Genomic DNA, 18,148 nt, shown 5'->3' on the forward strand with positions numbered 1-18,148 from the left:
AACGGGTTCGGGATGTAATTAAAACAATAAATGTGCAATACCTGCAATGATCGGTAGCGCAATGATTGTGCGCAACAAGAAAATGATCAGTAGGTCAAAAATATTCAACGGAATCTTCGTCCCTAAAATCAATCCGCCAACCTCTGACATATAAATCAGCTGAATAACCGAAATCGCTGCAATCGTAAAGAGGGTCATCTCAGATGTAATCACACCTTCTGCCAAAATGACAGGCAAGAACATATCCGCAAATCCAACTACCATCGTCTGTGCAGCTTCAGCAGCTTCAGGAATCTGTAAGAAGTTCAGGATATATTCGAATGGCTTTCCTAAAATACGGAATACACTCGTATACTCAGCCATCACTAATGCGATCGTACCGAATGCCATAACGACCGGTGCCACACCGAACCACATGTCGAGCACGTTTTGCATACCAGCACGAACCGTCTTCACGATAGAGCGTTGTTTCGAAGCGGTATCGAGTGCTCTGGCAAGACCTAGTGAAAACACGCTTGTCCCAGCAGGTAACTTCTCATCCTCAGTAGAATATTCACGATCATCAATATACGTATTCTTAATCGAACGTAGTGGATAAATTCTTGGCATGATTAAAGCAAGAATCAGTCCCGTGAATAGAACGGTTGCGTAAAACGGTAGGAAGTAGTTTCCGAGACCGACTTTATCGATGATCACTAATGTAAACGTAATCGAAACAACTGAGAACGTAGTTGAAATAACAGCAGCTTCACGCTGTGTATAGTGACCTTCTTCGTACTGTTTACTGGTCAATAATACGCCGATGGTTCCGTCGCCGATCCATGAAGCGAGAGCATCAATGGAAGAACGACCCGGTAATTTGAATAATGGTCGCATTATCTTCACCATCAAAGTTCCAAAGAATTCAAGCAATCCGAAGTTTAGTAATAAAGGAAGTAACAGTCCTGCAAAGAAGAAGATACTAAACAGGAATGAAACAAGGCCATCACGAGCAAGTAGTAATCCACCTGTATCCGCGCTCCAAATCGCTTCAGGTCCTATTTTGAAGACGACCATAATGGCAAAGATCGCCCCAACAATACGAGTGATTGTCCAAAACGGTGTAACCTTGAATAGATTTGTAAAGAATGAAGGCCGATTCGGATCTTTCTGAACGAATAAATAAAGAACAGATCCCACTGCAGAAGCAATGATCAAGTACATCATAAGTTGTGGAATAATAGGTTCCAATGCGCCGGACATAACATCCGCCAATTTGGCTATAGGTACTTTCCAGCCCGCTGCGAACGGTAGTGGAATCATAAATAACATGACCCCGAGTATAGAAGGAATTAAGAATACGAACCATGTACTAACAGTATATTTTTTCAAGATATTTCTCTCCTAGTGTATAATCTAGTTGATGTATATTTATTCATTCATTATACTGTTTAACAAGTCGTTGTAAACACTTTAAGGTAAAGTGTAACTTTTCAGTCAGTAAAGAGTCTATATTGAAATAGCTTGGACAAAAGTCTATGATCGGATAAAAGAAATGGAAACGAGGAATACGCATGATTACGGTAATTGGTAGCGCGAATATGGATGTCATTGCACAAGCGGACAAGTTTCCGTTACAAGGAGAAACGGTGAGAGGAAAAGGTTTTCAAACAGCACCTGGTGGCAAGGGGGCAAATCAAGCTGTTGCATGTGCACGACTTGGGCAGCAAGTTCAGCTGATCGGCACGACAGGTACGGATTCATTTGCAGAAATGATTGTAGACAATTTGCAAGAACAAGGTGTGGATACTTCCTATATTAAGAAAGTAGAAGGTCCTTCTGGCGTTGCTGTTATTTTATTGACGGAAGGGGATAATCGAATCATTTCCATACCCGGAGCCAATCACGCGCTGACGCCCGAACGAATTGAAGAGTTAAAACCTGTTATTCGTGCCAGCGACTTTGTGATGATGCAACTTGAACTGCCAACAGATACTGTGTGGTATGTCTTGAAGCTGTGTAAGGAATTGCAGGTTCCCGTTATGATGGACCCTGCGCCTTCAAGTAGCTTTCAATTGGAATACATGTCCTATGTTCGCTACCTGACGCCGAATGAAACAGAGTGTGCGCAACTCTTTGGTACTTCTATAGAAGAAACTGTGACAAACTATCCGAATCAACTCCTCGTAACATTAGGAAAAGATGGGGTTTGCTATCATGATGGTGAGCGAGTTATCTCTGTGCCTGGTGTTCCTGCAAAGGTAGTGGATACAACAGGGGCAGGTGATACATTTAACGGTGCGCTTGCCAATCGGATAGTACAAGGAAGCGATTTACAATCTGCCATTCAGTTCGCCAATGTCGCGGCTTCGTTATCTGTAGGAAAATTCGGTGCACAAGGTGGTATGCCGACTACTCAAGAAGTGTTATCGGGAATAGAAAGTCTAACGAATGAAAGAGGCTAGAAATCCTATTATATCAGGGCTGAATGGCACTCTTCTGTCACCATTGCCAGGCTTTACTAAAAATCTAACCGTTGCCCCTTTAAATCTCTGAACAAAAGGCGTATGCTATGGCAATAGAAAAGATTTCAAGGAAGAAATGGAGGTAGATGTTGGTGGTTTTTGGAGAAAACATCAAGGTCCGTAAACGCATCTTGCAGTTGATTGATGGCTTAACAGATGAGGAATTTAACGGAACACCATCACATGGCGGCTGGTCACCCAAACAGATTGTAGAACATTTAGCATTAATGGAATGTCGAGTTGCTACAAACATCGCCCAAGAATTGAAAAATCCTGTGAGTTTACGTGTGTTCAAAAAACCGATTAGTGTATCGGCAAGCCCTTTAGTGAAAGCATACTTCATGGAATACACGCAACCGACAGATACACATCTCTCTATTCCAGAGATTAAAGAGAAGTTGCATGAATCCAGAAACTATTTGCTGGATATCTATGAGTCTGCTACTATTACAGAACTTCGCTGCAAGTCGATCAAGCACCCGATTTTCGGTAACGTTCCGTTAATTCAATGGTTCCGATTCGTCGGATTCCACGAAAAACGTCATCTACGACAATTGAAGCGGGCAGTGGAGCAAGTGAAATTGTCTCCGACCGAGCTCGTTTCATCGTCTAAATAATAAATGAAAGAACTTGTTGCCTCCTTAGGTACAAGTTCTTTTCTCATTTGGCTTAGAATCAGCTATACTTTAGCTAACTATGAAGGGGGAGATAGAATGAATCGATACCGTTTTGATACACCTGAAAAGCTGCGTGCATTACTTTGTGAACTAGTAAGCTGGGATAGCCGTACATTGACGGAAGGAGAGCGCTTTTTTTCCTGGAAATTGCAAAATAAATTAAGTGAACTAGAATACTTCACTCAGTATCCTGATAACATTACACTTCACGATGCAGGTCTCGGACGACAAGTGGTACATGCCTTGTATGAACATGCTGATGCAACAGACACTATCGTTTTGATCAGTCATTTCGATACTGTACAAACAGACGAATATGGAGCACTTGAACCACTAGCATTCTATCCCGAAGAACTAACAAAGAAGTTATTGGAAGACAAAGATACGTTGCCTGAAGTTGCGCGTATTGATTTGGAATCAGGAAATTATTTATTTGGCAGAGGTACGATGGATATGAAAATGGGCTTGGCATTACATATTCAGTTGATTGAGCGAGCAAGTCTAGAACAGTGGCCGATAAATTTATTGCTATGTACAGTTCCAGATGAAGAAGTGAATTCGGCTGGAATGCGGGCTGCTGTAAAGGAGCTGGTGCGTCTACAAGAACAAGAAGGTCGCCACTATAAATTATTCTTAAACGGAGAGCCTTCATTTTCACAAGGACCTGCGGATACGAAAGAATATATTTATTCAGGAACAATTGGAAAAATCATGCCGTCCGCTTTGTTCTATGGCAAAGAAACGCATGTTGGCGAACCGTTAAAAGGTATTACCGCCGATTATATGGCATCGTTTTTAACGCACAGGATGGAATGGAATCCACTATTCCGTGAAGTGCATCAGGAGGAGTCCACCCCACTTCCTGTCACACTGCATCAAAAGGATTTAAAGATCCAATACTCTACACAAACTCCACAGCGGGCGGCTGCACTATACAATGTATTCTTGTTCAAGCAGACAGCTGCAGAAATCATGGATTTATTCGAACAAGTAGCGAATGAAGCGATGGAGCAATGCAATGAACAGTATAAAGCGATATGTGATCGTGAGTCCGCTGAGCCATTGGGGGACATTCGTGTATTACGTTTTGAAGAGTTATTAAAGTACGCTGAAGGTAAATTAGGAAAGAATGAAGTACGCAGATTGAAACAAGAAGTGTTATTGCAGGAAGAATGGGATGACCGCGAACAATGTATTCGCATTGTAGATACGTTGATGATGGAGTGCCAAGAGCTTGGACCAGCAACCGTGCTGTTTTATGCGCCGCCTTATTATCCTGCAGTTAACTCGTCGGACGATCCGCTTGTCATCGAGTCTATCGAGTTTCTGCAAGAACGTGCGAAGGTGTTTGATCTGACGCTCGATCAGGTGCATTACTTTAATGGGATTTGTGATTTGAGTTATGTGCATTACAAGGATGAGGAGAATCATTGGATGGCGTTTGCGGACAATACGCCGGTCTATGGTGATACGTATTCGATTCCGTTTGAGGACATGCGGAAGCTAACTGCTCCTGTGTTGAATGTCGGGCCGTTTGGTAAGGATGCGCATCAGAAGACGGAGCGTTTGCATATTAATAGTGCGTTCAAGGAGATGCCGGTGTTATTGGAGCAGTTGGTGAAGAGGCTGGCTGGTATGGATCAGCAGTCGAAGTCTAGATGATATTTTGGGGTCGTTGCTCGAGTTTGGCTTGGTCATTGAAAGTAGCGAGGGTCATGCTTAGGACCCGCGCAGGCACGTGGGGGATTGCCTCCAGCCATGAGCGAACTAGCGGTGGGGCTGCTAGCTGTCTCATGGCCACGGCCTATCCCGCAGTTGTGCCTGCGCTACTGAGTGGTTGACAAGTTCAGTTGTGGTTTATAGAGGATGAAAACCAGTGACTGGGGAACTATTCTTCGGTTTTGTAAAAGTACGTAAAGGATGGCTTGGATCGTTGCTCGACATTGGCTTGGTCATTGAAAGTAGCGAGGGGTCATGCTTAGGATCCGCGCAGGCACGTGGGGGATTGCCTCCAGCCATGAGCCAGCTGGCGGTGGAGCTGCCAGCTGTCTCACGGCCACGGCCTACCCCGCAGTTGTGCCTGCGCTACTGAGTGCTTAGCAAGTTTGTTTGTGGTTGATAGGAGATAAAACCAGTGACTGGGTAGTACTAGTTCCTATTCTTGCAAAACAAGTATCTGATCTGACTTACACACAATTTAACGTAGGCGGCTGCCAGTGGTAGGCGTAGTAATGAGACAGCCAGGCGCACTTCCTGTCTGGCTCATTGCGGAAGCCATCCACCACCGCCGAAGTGGGGCCAATGACCGCCCCACTTACACTTTCAGTCAAACTACTACCTCTGCAAAAAACAAGGAAAAGCAAGGGTTCGCAAAACCACTACCTAACATCGTATCCGACTTACTTGTACGAACAAATAATCCGTATACTCGAAAAACAAGTACCTGAACTGCCCTACACCCAATCTAACGTAAGCCACTGTCCGCCCCACTAACTCGCCCCTCACAAAAACAACTCTCATAAAAAGAACTATCTCGTAGAAGTACCAACTTCCAAGAGATAGCACTTTTTTGATTAAATGATCCGTCCCACTTCCTGCGACTGGCTCTCCAAATCTGCAGCCGACGACGCAATCGAGCGGAAGTCATTCATAGCAATTTCGATTTCATTCTGACATTGCACAATATTTTGCTGCGCCAATGAAGTACCTTGTGAAATCACACCAATATCCTCCGTGATCGTTTCAATGCCTTTACGCACCTCGACGATGGAATCCTGGACATTCCCTGAAAGTTTCCGAACTTCTTTTGCCACCACATCAAATCCGCGTCCGTATTCTCCGGCTCGTGCCGCTTCAATCGCCGCATTCAAAGCCAATAAATTCGTTTGGCTCGCGATCGCGCGTATGGTCGTCACGATGCCTTGAATATCTTGGGAGTGAACTTCTAGATTTTGTAATGAACTCGTGTTCTGTTCAGAAACAGCGGCTATCCGCTCGATCATGGTCAATAATTCCGTACTTCGATTCATTCCAGCATTTGCTTGTTGAGTGAGGTCTTCTGCCATTTTATGCATCTCGTTGACGACTTCAACGATGGCATTTTGTCGTTCTGTAATGTCCGTCGCGATTTTTGTGACCCCGATCACTTTTTTATGCTTATCATCAAAAATAGGCATATATGTCGCTTCAAGCGATACTGCAGAACCATCTTTACGTTTACGTTCAATTTTGCCTTGGTAGCTAATGCCTTTATTGAAATTTTGCCATTGTTTTTCGTATGCGTTACTTTCAAGGAAACTATCGAAACAGAGCTTTTCATGCTTCATTCCAATCATTTCTTCTGGCTCGTAGCCGATCGTATGAGCAAAGTTTTTATTTACATAGGCGATACGACGATTCATATCAAAACGAATGATGGCCAAATTGTCTTCTAGTGCTTGTACGACTAACATATCGGTTACTTGATGTTCGGTAGTTTGTACCATGAATACAGCTCCTTTAGACTTATTAATTTAATGAAAGCTCTTTCATCTATTAAACCATAGAGTCTAATGAAATGGCATAGACTGTAAAAATATATTTTGAAAGTATGTCTGTAATTCGAAATTCCTACTGACAAGTAATAAATCAAGGTGTGCATGTTTTCAACTTGCCGGAATTTCGGCTATACTAAGAACAGAAGCAATTTGAAGATTGGATGTGCAACGATGAGTCATTTAGTAATAGAGAAATTAACTAAAACAGTTGGAGAAAAAACGCTTTTTAAAGATGTGGAGTTTAATTTGAAAAGTGGAGACAAGATAGGTTTAATTGGTATTAACGGTACGGGGAAATCTACGTTGTTATCTATACTTGCTGGACAGGGAAGTGCGGATACGATCACTATGGATCACCCGAATAAATTCCGTGTAGCCTTTTTGCCTCAAGAACCGATTGTCAATCCGGACTTAACGGTGATGGAAGCGGTATTTGAAAGCGATGCACCAGTTATTCGTACAAATCTTAATTACGAAAATGCTTTACAACTACTTACCGAAGATTCTTCAAATGAAGAGTACCAGGAACGTTACTCATTCTATCAAAATGAAATGGATGCATCGGGTGGTTGGGATTTAAATGCATTGGCCCGTACTATATTAATGAAGCTAGGTATTGAGACATTCGATAAGAAAATGGGTGAATTATCAGGTGGGCAATTGAAGCGTGTTGCTCTCGCTAAAGTATTAATCGAACCAGCAGATTTATTATTATTGGATGAGCCGACGAACCATCTGGATGTTGCATCGATTCAGTGGTTGCAAGACTTCTTGCAAAATATTCAAGGGGCAGTATTATTCGTTACACACGATCGATACTTCTTGGATCAAGTGGCTACGCATATTTACGAATTAGCCGATAAAACCCTTTATTCACATACAGGAAATTATGCTGATTATTTGGAGTCAAAAGCACTGCGCGAAGAGATGTCAGCAGCTTCGGATCAGAAAGACCGCAATCGCTATCGCAGTGAATTGAAATGGATTCGCCGCGGTGCTAAAGCGCGTTCGACGAAACAGAAAGCGCGAATTGATCGCTTTGATGATCTTCAAGCGAAAGTGAAGCAGACTGATGAGTCACTTGACTTTGAAATGGATTTACAAACGACACGTCTTGGTAAAAAGGTGTTGGAAATTAATAATATTACGAAACGATTTGACGATAAAGTTATTTTGAATGGTTTTTCCGCAATTCTACAAGCGAAAGAACGTATTGCGATCATCGGACCGAACGGTGTAGGGAAGACGACACTTCTTCAAATGCTAGATGGCACGACTATGCCGGACAGTGGGGAAGTCGATACAGGCTCTACCGTAAAGATTGCTCATTTCCATCAGCATTTGCCGCCAATGAAGGAAAACCAGCGAATTATTGAGTATATTCGTGAGACGTCCAATGATATTGAATCGGGAGACGGTGAGCGATTGTCTGCGACGCAAATGTTGGAGAGATTCTTATTCCCTTCCTCTGCACACGGAACGCCAATTGGTAAATTATCAGGTGGGGAACGTAAACGTCTCTATTTATTGAAGTTATTAATGGAACAGCCGAACGTTTTACTGCTGGATGAGCCGACGAATGACTTAGATCTCGAAACACTTTCCGTTTTGGAGTCATTCATTGATACGTTCGCTGGAGTTGTCGTTACGATTTCCCACGACCGTTTCTTCTTGGATCGGATCTCGCGTAAGTTATGGATTTTAGACGGCTCAGGTGAAATCGATGTGCGTCTAGGTTTGTATTCAGACTACCTCGATGAAAAGAATACAAAAGACGTGAAGCCACAAGCTAAAGTTGCGGTAGCTGTTCCGACTCCAGAAGTTAAAGAGCCTAAAAAGAAAATGACATACGCTGAAAAGAAGCAGTTCGAAACTATTGAGTCAGATATAGAAAAGTTAGAAGAAAAAATAGCAGAAACAGAACAGCAGATGACGATTACGGGTTCAGATTATGATCAGCTTCGTCAACTTGATGAACAGCTGACCACCCTGAATCAGCAATACGAAGAATTAGTCGAGCGTTGGTCTTATTTGCAGGAGTTAGTTGAATAATTACATTGGAGGAGATTTTCTTGAAAATCAAATCGATTGAACCGACACCAAGTCCAAATTCCATGAAAATTGTTTTAGATACCCCTTTACCTGATGGAACTAGCCATAACTATAAGAAGAAAGATGAAGCTCAGGCACCTGAGCCGATTCGTTCTCTTTTGGCTATACAAGGAATTAAAGGAATCTATCATGTATTAGACTTTATGGCAGTAGAGCGAATTGGAAATGTTGCGTGGGAATCCATTCTTGCCGAAGTGCGTTCTGTTTTAAATGAAGGCGGCGAAACGACAACGCAAGCCGAAGAGCAACAGATAGATGAGCACTTCGGGGAAGTCTATGTGCATGTACAGACATATAAAGAGATTCCATTGCAAGTGAAAGTATTCAATAGTGATGAGGAATCTAGATTTGGATTAAGTGAACGTTTCATTCAAGCAATGGAAAGTGTTCACCATTCCGAGGTAGAAAACTATATCTTACTTCGAAAATGGGCAGATTACGGAATCCGTTACGGAGAATTGCAAGAAGTAGGCGAGCAAGTGGTTTTAGAACTTGAAGCTGCATACCCTGAAACGCGATTGCATGAGCTCGTTATGAAAGCGGAAAAGGCAGACGAGGAAACCATAACTCGTGGAAAGAAAGTGACAGTATCGGAATTTATCGTTCCGGAATGGGAAACACGCTTCCGATTGCTTGATCAAATGCCGGATCCAGACGAGTCAGACTATCCAGTATTGATGATGGCGCTGAAAGACGAGAAAATGTCTATACGCAGACTCGCTACAGTGTATCTTGGTATGATCGAAGACGAATCAGTCATTCCGTATATCGAAAAAGCACTGGAAGACAAAAGTTGGGCGGTTCGCCGTACAGCTGCAGACTGCATGAGCGACCTTGGCTATGTTGGGTTCGAAGCTGCGGCTATCCGTCTGTTACAAGATAAAAACAAGTTGGTCCGTTGGCGTGCAGCTATGTTCTTGTATGAATCCGGAACAGAGCAAGCCTTACCGGCACTGCATGAAGCAGAAAACGATAACGAGTTTGAAGTGAAACTGCAAGTACGTATGGCGATCGCAAGAATTGAAGAAGGTGAAGAGGCAAAAGGTTCAATCTGGCGCCAAATGACCGAAAGAACTAAATAAACTATTCTAGTCCATGAAGATTCATTATGAATCTTCATGGACTTTTTTATAGAATTGTTGACAGAGAATTCAAACGGGTTTATGATAGAGATAGATATTCGGAAAGGCATTCCGATAATCGTGAAAGTATATATTTTGTGGGAGTAGAAGAATGGAGGGTTTTACATGTTTAAATTAGCTATTGAAAACACAGATGCGCTAAGACCGGCATCTGAAGTAATGGACATCCAACGACTTGGCGTAATGCGCTCAACAAGTCTCAGCTTTTTGCGCATTTTAGTTCGTAAAATGATGCGTGAAGCTTGGGAAATTGAGCAAACGACTTTTGATATAAACGATGAAGGTTACGGTGAAGCGCTTTATAGTATTACTACCCCACAAGGACAGTATACATTTGTCGCATTATCCCGTGAGATCAGTGAAGAAACTCGGAGTGATCGAGTCATTTCTGAAAGATGGGATGTTACATTTGCACTTTGCGATGGAGCGATTTCCGATAAAAAATTGAAACGAATGAAACAAGAACTTCCGAAACAGGAAATGGGCCGAGGAGATGTCACGGATCTTGTATGGTCGAGAGCGAATAAGAGCCAACGTGTTTTTTCTCATGTAGTGGAAGCGCTATCTCAAGGTAAGCAACCTGATGCAGAAATCATTTACGATATTGGCTATCTATTCCGTACAACTGCAGTCTATGGAAATGGTAAGTTCGGAATTGCACCTTATGAACATATGAAAGATAATCATACGTTTAGCGGTGCCTATCTATCTCAAATGTTTGCTGTCTATATGTTGCGCCACTTCAGTTTTGATCTGGTTGAACATATTGCGCGCAAAAATAATCCACAAGCGGCTACATTACATCCTGAAATTAAAAAACTATTCGGTACAGGTAATGCAACTGGACTTGGAATGGTACCTTACTTGATCTCCCATCCAAAACTTCTACATCAGTGGATGTGGATTCGTGAAGTAGCATTGGCTCGTGCTAAGAAAATGAAGCCAACTGCAGAAGATTGCAAGCGCTTAATTGCGAAACTACAACAAGTTCATACATTCTTTGAAGACGCTCCAATTCCGAATATGGAAGTATTTAAAAATCCGAGGGACTTGGCAACAGAAACCGGAGAAATTTCCAAGTTAGTAGAAGACGTTTGTAACACTATAGAAAATTCTAATCATGAAGTAGGCAGACTGTGGTTGGAGTTAACGGAAAAAGTACAAGCGAACTACACTATGGAAGCACAGGAATTGCTTAACTCAGAACTGATTGATCTCTATCCAGAAGTAATCGTCGACTTAGAGCATCAGACCAACGCGGACGACGGTCTTCATTTGATACCCGAAATGTCTATTGGTTCATTGCGTGAAATTATTCGAAAACAATATCAGTGGGCGTTCCAGTACGATTTCACAAAACCAGAATCAAGACATTATTTCTGGTACCGTTCTGCTGAAAAGGAAGAGCCGCGTATCGGAGAACGTGGAGTTGATCCGGGTGATGAATTGTACATGCCGATGAATATTGCAGAACAAGTACAGCAACTAGCTACGGAAATAGAGGTCTGTGATGATGATCTGAAAGTAGCTGCGTTCTTACTGAAAAAGCCGGAGCTAAGAGGGATCGTTAGAAGAATCCAATCGTTAGACGGTCTGGAGTATGGTGAGATACAAGCGAATCTGACAGGAAAAGATTTACTTCCGGTATATCTATTGCGCTGCAAACTAGCGATATATGGTGCAGAACGTTATGATCCGAAGTCCAATCGTTGGGTACGGATTACGCTATTCCAAGGAGCACCGCTAGTTGAAGAAATCGGAACTACTACATTCGAAGATGATTGGTTCTATCCACTATTACCGAAAGTTGAGGAGATCAAATGACTGTTGATATGAGAGATATGATTGTAATAGATGCTTTAGAATTAAGTAAATGGGACCGAGATTTTGTTATCATGTTGCAAAAAGGTGGCGTAACGGCTGTTCATGCTTGCGTTGGACTATGGGAAAACGCTCGTGAAACGTTGACAAAAGTAGCGGAATGGCATCGCTTTTTTAAAGAGAATGACGATTTAATCCTACCGGTGAAAATGGGAGCCGACATTGATGAAGCAAAACGTAGTGGTAAACTCGGAATCATGTTGGGTGCACAAAATACATCCGCTTTAGAAGACGAGCTAGGACTCGTATCTGTATTCAATGAAATGGGCGTTAAGATTATGCAACTGACGTATAATAACCAAAACTTGATCGGCAGTAGCTGCTATGAAGAAACGGATCCGGGTCTTTCACGATTCGGTAAAAATGTCATCAAGGAAATGAACCGTGTAGGTATGGTTATTGACTTGTCGCATGTTGGAACGAAGACATCCCTTGATACATTAGCGCTTTCAAGTCGTCCCGTAGCCATTTCACACGCTAATCCAGATTGGATCTATCCATCGAAACGTAACAAGTCAGAAGAAATTCTTACGGCTTTACGTGATAATAAAGGAGTGCTTGGAGTTTGTGCATATCCTCATTTAATCAACGGAGCGGATACGAAATTAGAAGAGTTCTGCGATATGATTGCACGTACAGCTGATTTTATGGGAATCGACCATGTAGGAATCGGAACTGATTTGACGCATAATATGTCCATAGATTTTCTTGCGTGGATGCGTATGGGACGCTGGACACATGAAATCGATTACGGTGCAGGATCGAAAGAAAGTCCAGGATGGCCGGAATGGCCGGAGTGGTTCCAGACACCTGACGATTTCCCAAATATCGCAAATGGTTTGCAAGCCCGTGGTATGACACATGAAGAAATCTCCAAAATTATGGGCGGCAACTGGCACCGGTTCTTTACGGAAGGGTTCAAGTCTGAGAAGGAGTTGGCGAAATGCGTGTCTCTCACTTAGAATTATATACTCACTGCAAAAAGATCTTCCAGGCTCTCGGAGTTCCTTATGGGTATGCGGAAGAAGGAGCCGAAACCGTAGCAAATGCGGAGTTCCTAGGATTGTATGGTTTACAGCAACTTTGGGATGAATTACCGGCTTTGCAAGGTGAAATCGAAGAAATCGAAATACTGAATGAATCTGATAGCGTAACGGTGATCGATGGTGGAAAGCAAAGCGGTATGTTGCTTGGAAAAGCATGCGCTGATTATTTAATTGCACGCTTAGAGGAACAGCCGTCAGTAGCGGTCTGTGTACGTGATACACGACCATCACGTGTTCTCGTGCAACAAGCGATGTATATCTCGCGAAAAGGACATGCGAGTATCATTTTGTATAAGAAGCCAAGTCATTCATCATTGATTATTTCATCACCCAATTCCATTTATCCGATTATGATTCACAAGCGTGACAATGAAGATATTATTGAAGGTATAAATAAAGAATTGGGACTGACGGGTGATAAGAAACTGAAGTTACCTTCCGTTACAACGAGGTTCTGTATGTTCGGTACGACAAAGGTCGATGAAGTCGATAAGATAATAGATCGGTTCGAGAACACAATAGACACGAAATATATTTTAACAACGACAGACGATTTCGAACAGAGATGGGAATCATCTTGGCAGTTTGGAACGGAAGTTAGCCGAGAATTATGGTTAGACTTGAACGAGACAGGCAAGCGTATGTTAGTGGAATCTACTGATCAATCGCGTGAACGCGGCGCAGGAGAAATGGCATAACGAACTAAATTTATTAGCTGGAGGAGAGTATACATGATGACAGTTACAAACGATGTGAAAGTATTGAAGAACTATATTAACGGTGAATGGGTAGAAACTTCTGGTACAGATATGTTGGAAATCAGAAACCCTGCGAATAAAGACGAGCTTGTTGTAAAAGTTAAGCAATCCAATGCTGACGATGCGCAAGCAGCTATCGATGCGGCAGCAAAAGCATTCCCTGAATGGAGCAAAACACCATCTCCTGCAAGAGGCGAATATCTATACAAAATTGCAGCAATCATGGAAGCAGAAGCAGATGAAATCGCACGCGTTATCGTTCAAGAAGAAGGAAAGACATATGCTGATGCATTTAAGGAAGTAAACTATGCAGCAGGTATCGTGAAGTTCTACGCAGGAGAAGGTCGTCGCATGACAGGACGTATCGTTGAATCAGACGTACCGGGCGTTCAAATCGAATTGCATAAAGAAGCACTAGGTGTCGTATTAGTTGTTACACCTTGGAACTTCCCATTGTCAATTCCAGCTTGGAAAATCGCACCTGCTATCCTAAGCGGTAACACAGTCGTGTTGAAAGCTTCATCTGAAACACCATTGACAGCACAGAAGTTCATCGAAATCGTTGAAAGAGCTGGCGTTCCTGCTGGTGTTGTTAACCAATTAGTAGGACCGGGTCGTCTAGTAACAGAAATGATCAATCATCCTGCAGTAAAAGCCATTACATTCACAGGATCAAATCGTGTAGGTAACTTAATTTATAAAGAAGCAGCAAAAGATATGAAGCGTGTATTGCTTGAAATGGGTGGTAAGAACCCATTGCTCGTCATGGAAGACGCAGACGTGGATGCAGCTGTTCAACTTGCAGTAGCAGGTGGATACGGTCAAACAGGTCAAGCATGTACAGCAACTAGCCGCGTACTCGTGCACAAAGATATTCGTCAAGAGTTCACGGATAAGCTAGTGGAAGCTTCTAAGAAAATTAAGATCGGTAACGGCATGGACGAAGGGGTAACAATGGGACCTCAAGTTAGTGACGGAGAGCGTCAATCAACACTTGATTTAATCGAAAAAGCGAAAGCTGAAGGCGGAGAAATCTTGACCGGTGGCGGTATTCCTGAATTCGAAGGTTCGGATAAAGGGTATTTCGTGGAACCGACAGTAATTGGTGGTGTGAAGACGGAAATGACGATTGCACAGGAAGAAGTATTCGGTCCTGTTATCAGCATCATCGAAATCGAGTCGATTGACGAAGCGATTGAAGTAGCAAACGACGTAGCATTCGGCCTGTCTGCAGCGATCTGCACACGCAACTTGACATACATGAACCGTGCATTGAATGAAATTCAAGCAGGTATTGTTAAAGTCAACATGACAACGACAGGTACGTTCTTCCAGGCACCATTTGGTGGATATAAGCAATCAAGTACTGGAACTTACAAAGAACTCGGCAGTGAAGCGGTTGAATTCTATTGCCAGAACAAAACACGTTATATTAACAGCAACTAAGTAAGGGTAGACCAAAAAGAGGAATAGAGCATTCATTCCTCTTTTTTTCTATTCAAAGCGTAAAAGGAGTTCATGAAAATGACTAAGACACCGGAAGTATCGTCCACAGTAGTGCGTGCGATATCTGTGATCAACTATTTGAACGATGTATCGGGTCCACAAGGTGTTAGTGATATAAGCAAAGGTCTTGGTTTATCGACAACAATTGTGCATCGCTTGCTTACAACATTGAAACTAGAAGGTATGGTATTTCAGGATCCCCGTTCAAAACTATATTCATTAGGAACAATCTTTTTGGATTATGCTAATAAAATTTTGACGGAAATGCCTATTGCACCCGTCGTTGAACCATGGCTTATGTCATTGCGAGATGATACTGGAGAGACAGTTGGTTTTTATATGCCTACAGGGCAAATGCGTATTTGTGTACTGGAATATGAAAGTCAGCAAGAAATCAGACGCACGGTTGGAATCGGAAAACGATTGCCGATTCATATAGGTGCAAGTGGACGGGCTATTCTCGCTTTCCAGCCACCTGAATTACAGGACAGATTACTAGCTACGCTGCGCGTGGAGGAAAGAAATAAGCTAGAACAGATTTTAGAAGAAGTTAGAAATCAAGGCTATTCAACGAATGAAGAAGAAATCAATACAAATGTTGCTGCGTTGTCGGCACCAGTTTTTGATAAGCAAAATCGTGTAATTGGTGCTTTATCTGTTTCAGGGCCGATGTTTAGATGGAATCGCAAAACGATGGAACCGCATATAGCCACATTGCTTGCTGCCACAGAAAAAATAACGAATGCATTATGAAAAGGATGGGATAAAAATGAGACCAGAAGACAAATTACAAGAACTAGGATTGGAACTACCTGAAAAACGTGCAAAAGGTGGAAATTACATATCTTGTGTACGCTCAGGTAATCTATTATTTCTATCCGGTTCACTATCGTACGATGTGATCGGCAAAGTAGGCGATACACTGACAATTGAAGAAGGTTATGCGGCATCAAGACAAGCTATTCTTTTCGCACTTTCAACGATTAAAGAAGAAGTTGGCGAGCTGTCGAACGTGACAAAGTTCGTTAAATTGCTTGGCATGATCAACACTGCATTCGATTTTACTGGACAAGCAAAAGTTATGAACGGTGCTTCGGATTTACTCGTTGAGGTGTTCGGTGAAGATGTAGGCGCACACGCACGCACTGCAGTAGGTATGATGTTGCCACGTGGTGCTGCTGTTGAAATCGATGTTATTGTGGAAGTGAAATAATAAAGTGGAGAAAACTTCTCCGCTATACATAAAGTAAGCGGTTACAAGCAATCGCAACTTAGAGGAGGCAAGACTTTGAATAAGTATGAATCAAAAACGGATCGTCCCGTATTATTTATCAGCGGCGGATTGCTTGTAGCTTTTGTCGTGGCATCATTCATTAACTTGGATTTCGTGGCAAATATGGTAGATTGGACATTTGCATTCGCTGTAAAATATTTTGGAGCGTTTTGGCAAATATTATTAATGGGTACATTTTTTATCGCGCTATTTCTGGCATTCTCAAAGTACGGGAAGATACGCTTGGGTGGAATGAATAAGCCGGAAATCGGTTATTTCAAATGGCTAGCGATGATTATGACGACGTTGCTTGCAGGGGGTGGCGTTTTTTGGGCCGCTGCAGAACCGATGTATCACTTTTTAGATCGACCTCCGCTATTCACGGAAGCAGTATCCGGAACGGAAAGTGCTATTATCCCAGCATTCGCTCAATCGTATTTGCATTGGGGGTTCCTTGCATGGTCAATACTTGGTACGTTAGGGACAATAGTACTCATGTATGCTCATTATTCTAAAGGAATGCCGTTAAAGCCGCGTACATTGCTTTATCCAATTCTCGGTGAAAAGATCATGCGTAAAAGTGTCTTAGGAACTACTATCGATGCGTTTTCCATCATTGCAGTAGCTGCCGGTACAATTGGACCAATTGGATTTCTTGGTCTGCAAGCGGCTTATGGAATGGAAGCTTTATTTGGTGTACCCAATACGCTAATGACACAGATTCTTATCATTATCGGCGTCGTAGCCATTGCTACTGTTTCAGCTGTAACGGGATTACGCAAAGGAATTCAATTCCTGAGTAATTTAAATGTAATCATTACATTGATATTAATGGTTGCTATTCTGATTTTGGGACCAGGCGGATTTATTATCAATACGTTCATTTCATCATCGGGTATCCATCTACAAGAATTCTTTGGCATGGCTACATTCCGGGGGGATTCTAGTTGGCTTGGATCATGGACAATCTTTTTCTGGGGCTGGTTCCTCGGTTATGGACCGATGATGGCGATCTTTATCGCTACGATTACACGCGGACGTACAATTCGCGAGTTAGTATTAGCTGTATCTATTACGGCACCAATTGTTACTGCATTTTGGTTCACCACTGTCGGAGGTGCAGGCATATTTTATGAACTGGCACAGCCTGGCGTAATATCAGAAGCGCTAAATACTTCGGGTATGCCTGCGGCGATGATAGCCATTACCGAGCAACTGCCTTTAAATATGATAATTGGACCATTATTTCTCCTTGTAACCATATTATTCGTTGTCACAACAGGGGATTCCATGGCGTATACGATATCCGTTGCGATTACGGGGGACGGACATCCGCCTAAAACTATGCGCATATTTTGGGCGGTCATCATGGGTGCGGTTGCGAGCGTACTATTAATGATCAGTGAAGGCGGAGTCGAGGCAATTCAATCATTTATTGTAGTGACTGCCATACCGGTCTCACTCTTACTATTACCGACATTTTGGGCTGCTCCAAAAGCTGCTAAGCTGCTGTACGCAGAACAATTCGGAGAGGAAAAGACAGTGGAAAGTATAGAAATTAATTCTACAAAGAAAAAGAAATATGACACAGTACATGACGAAACAAACTAATCAGAAGGGACATAATAGTCTGAAAGTAACCTTGTCTACTAGGCAAGGTTTTTTTATGTGACATTCATCTAAAACAGTATACATTTAGTAAGGACTAAAGGT

16 protein-coding genes are annotated in these 18,148 nt (G+C 42.5%); 14 read left to right on the top strand and 2 right to left on the bottom strand.

The annotated features are described in order from the left end of the window. Positions 1-18: 18 nt before the first annotated feature. Positions 19-1,371 (bottom strand): YjiH family protein, encoded by a 1,353-nt coding sequence (locus SporoP32a_RS13015; RefSeq protein ID WP_085428286.1) that lies wholly within the window; start codon positions 1,369-1,371, stop codon positions 19-21. Positions 1,372-1,553: 182 nt separating this feature from the next. On the opposite strand from SporoP32a_RS13015, the gene rbsK reads away from it, so the two are divergent. The 5 genes from rbsK to SporoP32a_RS16885 all read left to right on the top strand — a co-directional run bounded on the left by rbsK (position 1,554) and on the right by SporoP32a_RS16885 (position 5,628). Beyond that, on the top strand, positions 1,554-2,444 hold the full coding sequence (gene rbsK, locus SporoP32a_RS13020) for a ribokinase (protein ID WP_085428287.1): 891 nt from the start codon (positions 1,554-1,556) through the stop codon (positions 2,442-2,444). A 152-nt stretch (positions 2,445-2,596) separates the two neighbouring features. After that, positions 2,597-3,121: a DinB family protein gene (locus SporoP32a_RS13025; protein WP_099625116.1), complete on the top strand. Its 525-nt coding sequence runs from the start codon at positions 2,597-2,599 to the stop codon at positions 3,119-3,121. A 96-nt stretch (positions 3,122-3,217) separates the two neighbouring features. After that, positions 3,218-4,843: a M20/M25/M40 family metallo-hydrolase gene (locus SporoP32a_RS13030; RefSeq protein WP_085428289.1), complete on the top strand. Its 1,626-nt coding sequence runs from the start codon at positions 3,218-3,220 to the stop codon at positions 4,841-4,843. Between the two features lie 23 nt (positions 4,844-4,866). Next, positions 4,867-5,022 (top strand): hypothetical protein, encoded by a 156-nt coding sequence (locus tag SporoP32a_RS16880; RefSeq protein WP_157129982.1) that lies wholly within the window; start codon positions 4,867-4,869, stop codon positions 5,020-5,022. A 375-nt stretch (positions 5,023-5,397) separates the two neighbouring features. Then, positions 5,398-5,628, top strand: a complete 231-nt coding sequence (locus SporoP32a_RS16885) for a hypothetical protein (protein ID WP_143560815.1) — start codon at positions 5,398-5,400, stop codon at positions 5,626-5,628. Between the two features lie 126 nt (positions 5,629-5,754). Here SporoP32a_RS16885 and SporoP32a_RS13035 read toward each other — a convergent pair whose 3' ends face one another. After that, positions 5,755-6,666: a methyl-accepting chemotaxis protein gene (locus SporoP32a_RS13035; RefSeq protein WP_085428290.1), complete on the bottom strand. Its 912-nt coding sequence runs from the start codon at positions 6,664-6,666 to the stop codon at positions 5,755-5,757. Between the two features lie 222 nt (positions 6,667-6,888). On the opposite strand from SporoP32a_RS13035, the gene SporoP32a_RS13040 reads away from it, so the two are divergent. From SporoP32a_RS13040 to SporoP32a_RS13080, 9 genes are all read left to right on the top strand, one after another. Beyond that, positions 6,889-8,769, top strand: a complete 1,881-nt coding sequence (locus SporoP32a_RS13040) for an ABC-F family ATP-binding cassette domain-containing protein (protein ID WP_085428291.1) — start codon at positions 6,889-6,891, stop codon at positions 8,767-8,769. Positions 8,770-8,789: 20 nt separating this feature from the next. Further along, on the top strand, positions 8,790-9,911 hold the full coding sequence (locus tag SporoP32a_RS13045; RefSeq protein ID WP_085428292.1) for a virulence factor: 1,122 nt from the start codon (positions 8,790-8,792) through the stop codon (positions 9,909-9,911). A 165-nt stretch (positions 9,912-10,076) separates the two neighbouring features. Beyond that, positions 10,077-11,795 (top strand): hypothetical protein, encoded by a 1,719-nt coding sequence (locus tag SporoP32a_RS13050; protein WP_085428293.1) that lies wholly within the window; start codon positions 10,077-10,079, stop codon positions 11,793-11,795. Beyond that, a complete protein-coding gene (locus SporoP32a_RS13055) occupies positions 11,792-12,814 on the top strand; it encodes a membrane dipeptidase (protein ID WP_085428294.1) in 1,023 nt (340 codons plus the stop codon). Before SporoP32a_RS13050 ends, SporoP32a_RS13055 begins: the two co-directional genes overlap by 4 nt. Further along, the gene (locus SporoP32a_RS13060) at positions 12,796-13,596 is read left to right on the top strand and encodes a DUF3726 domain-containing protein (protein ID WP_085428295.1); all 801 of its coding nucleotides are present in this window, start codon (positions 12,796-12,798) and stop codon (positions 13,594-13,596) included. The genes SporoP32a_RS13055 and SporoP32a_RS13060 overlap by 19 nt, the downstream gene beginning before the upstream one ends. Before the next feature lie 33 nt (positions 13,597-13,629). Further along, complete coding sequence (locus SporoP32a_RS13065) at positions 13,630-15,102, top strand: aldehyde dehydrogenase family protein (protein ID WP_232319534.1); 1,473 nt, start codon at positions 13,630-13,632, stop codon at positions 15,100-15,102. A 78-nt stretch (positions 15,103-15,180) separates the two neighbouring features. Next, positions 15,181-15,915, top strand: a complete 735-nt coding sequence (locus tag SporoP32a_RS13070; protein WP_198166171.1) for an IclR family transcriptional regulator — start codon at positions 15,181-15,183, stop codon at positions 15,913-15,915. Between the two features lie 16 nt (positions 15,916-15,931). Next, positions 15,932-16,375: a RidA family protein gene (locus SporoP32a_RS13075; RefSeq protein ID WP_099626267.1), complete on the top strand. Its 444-nt coding sequence runs from the start codon at positions 15,932-15,934 to the stop codon at positions 16,373-16,375. Positions 16,376-16,450: 75 nt separating this feature from the next. Further along, positions 16,451-18,046: a BCCT family transporter gene (locus tag SporoP32a_RS13080; RefSeq protein WP_085428298.1), complete on the top strand. Its 1,596-nt coding sequence runs from the start codon at positions 16,451-16,453 to the stop codon at positions 18,044-18,046. Positions 18,047-18,148 lie beyond the last annotated feature (102 nt).

The sequence above is a fragment of the Sporosarcina ureae genome, assembly GCF_002109325.1.
Taxonomy (GTDB): Bacteria; Bacillota; Bacilli; order Bacillales_A; family Planococcaceae; genus Sporosarcina; species Sporosarcina ureae_C.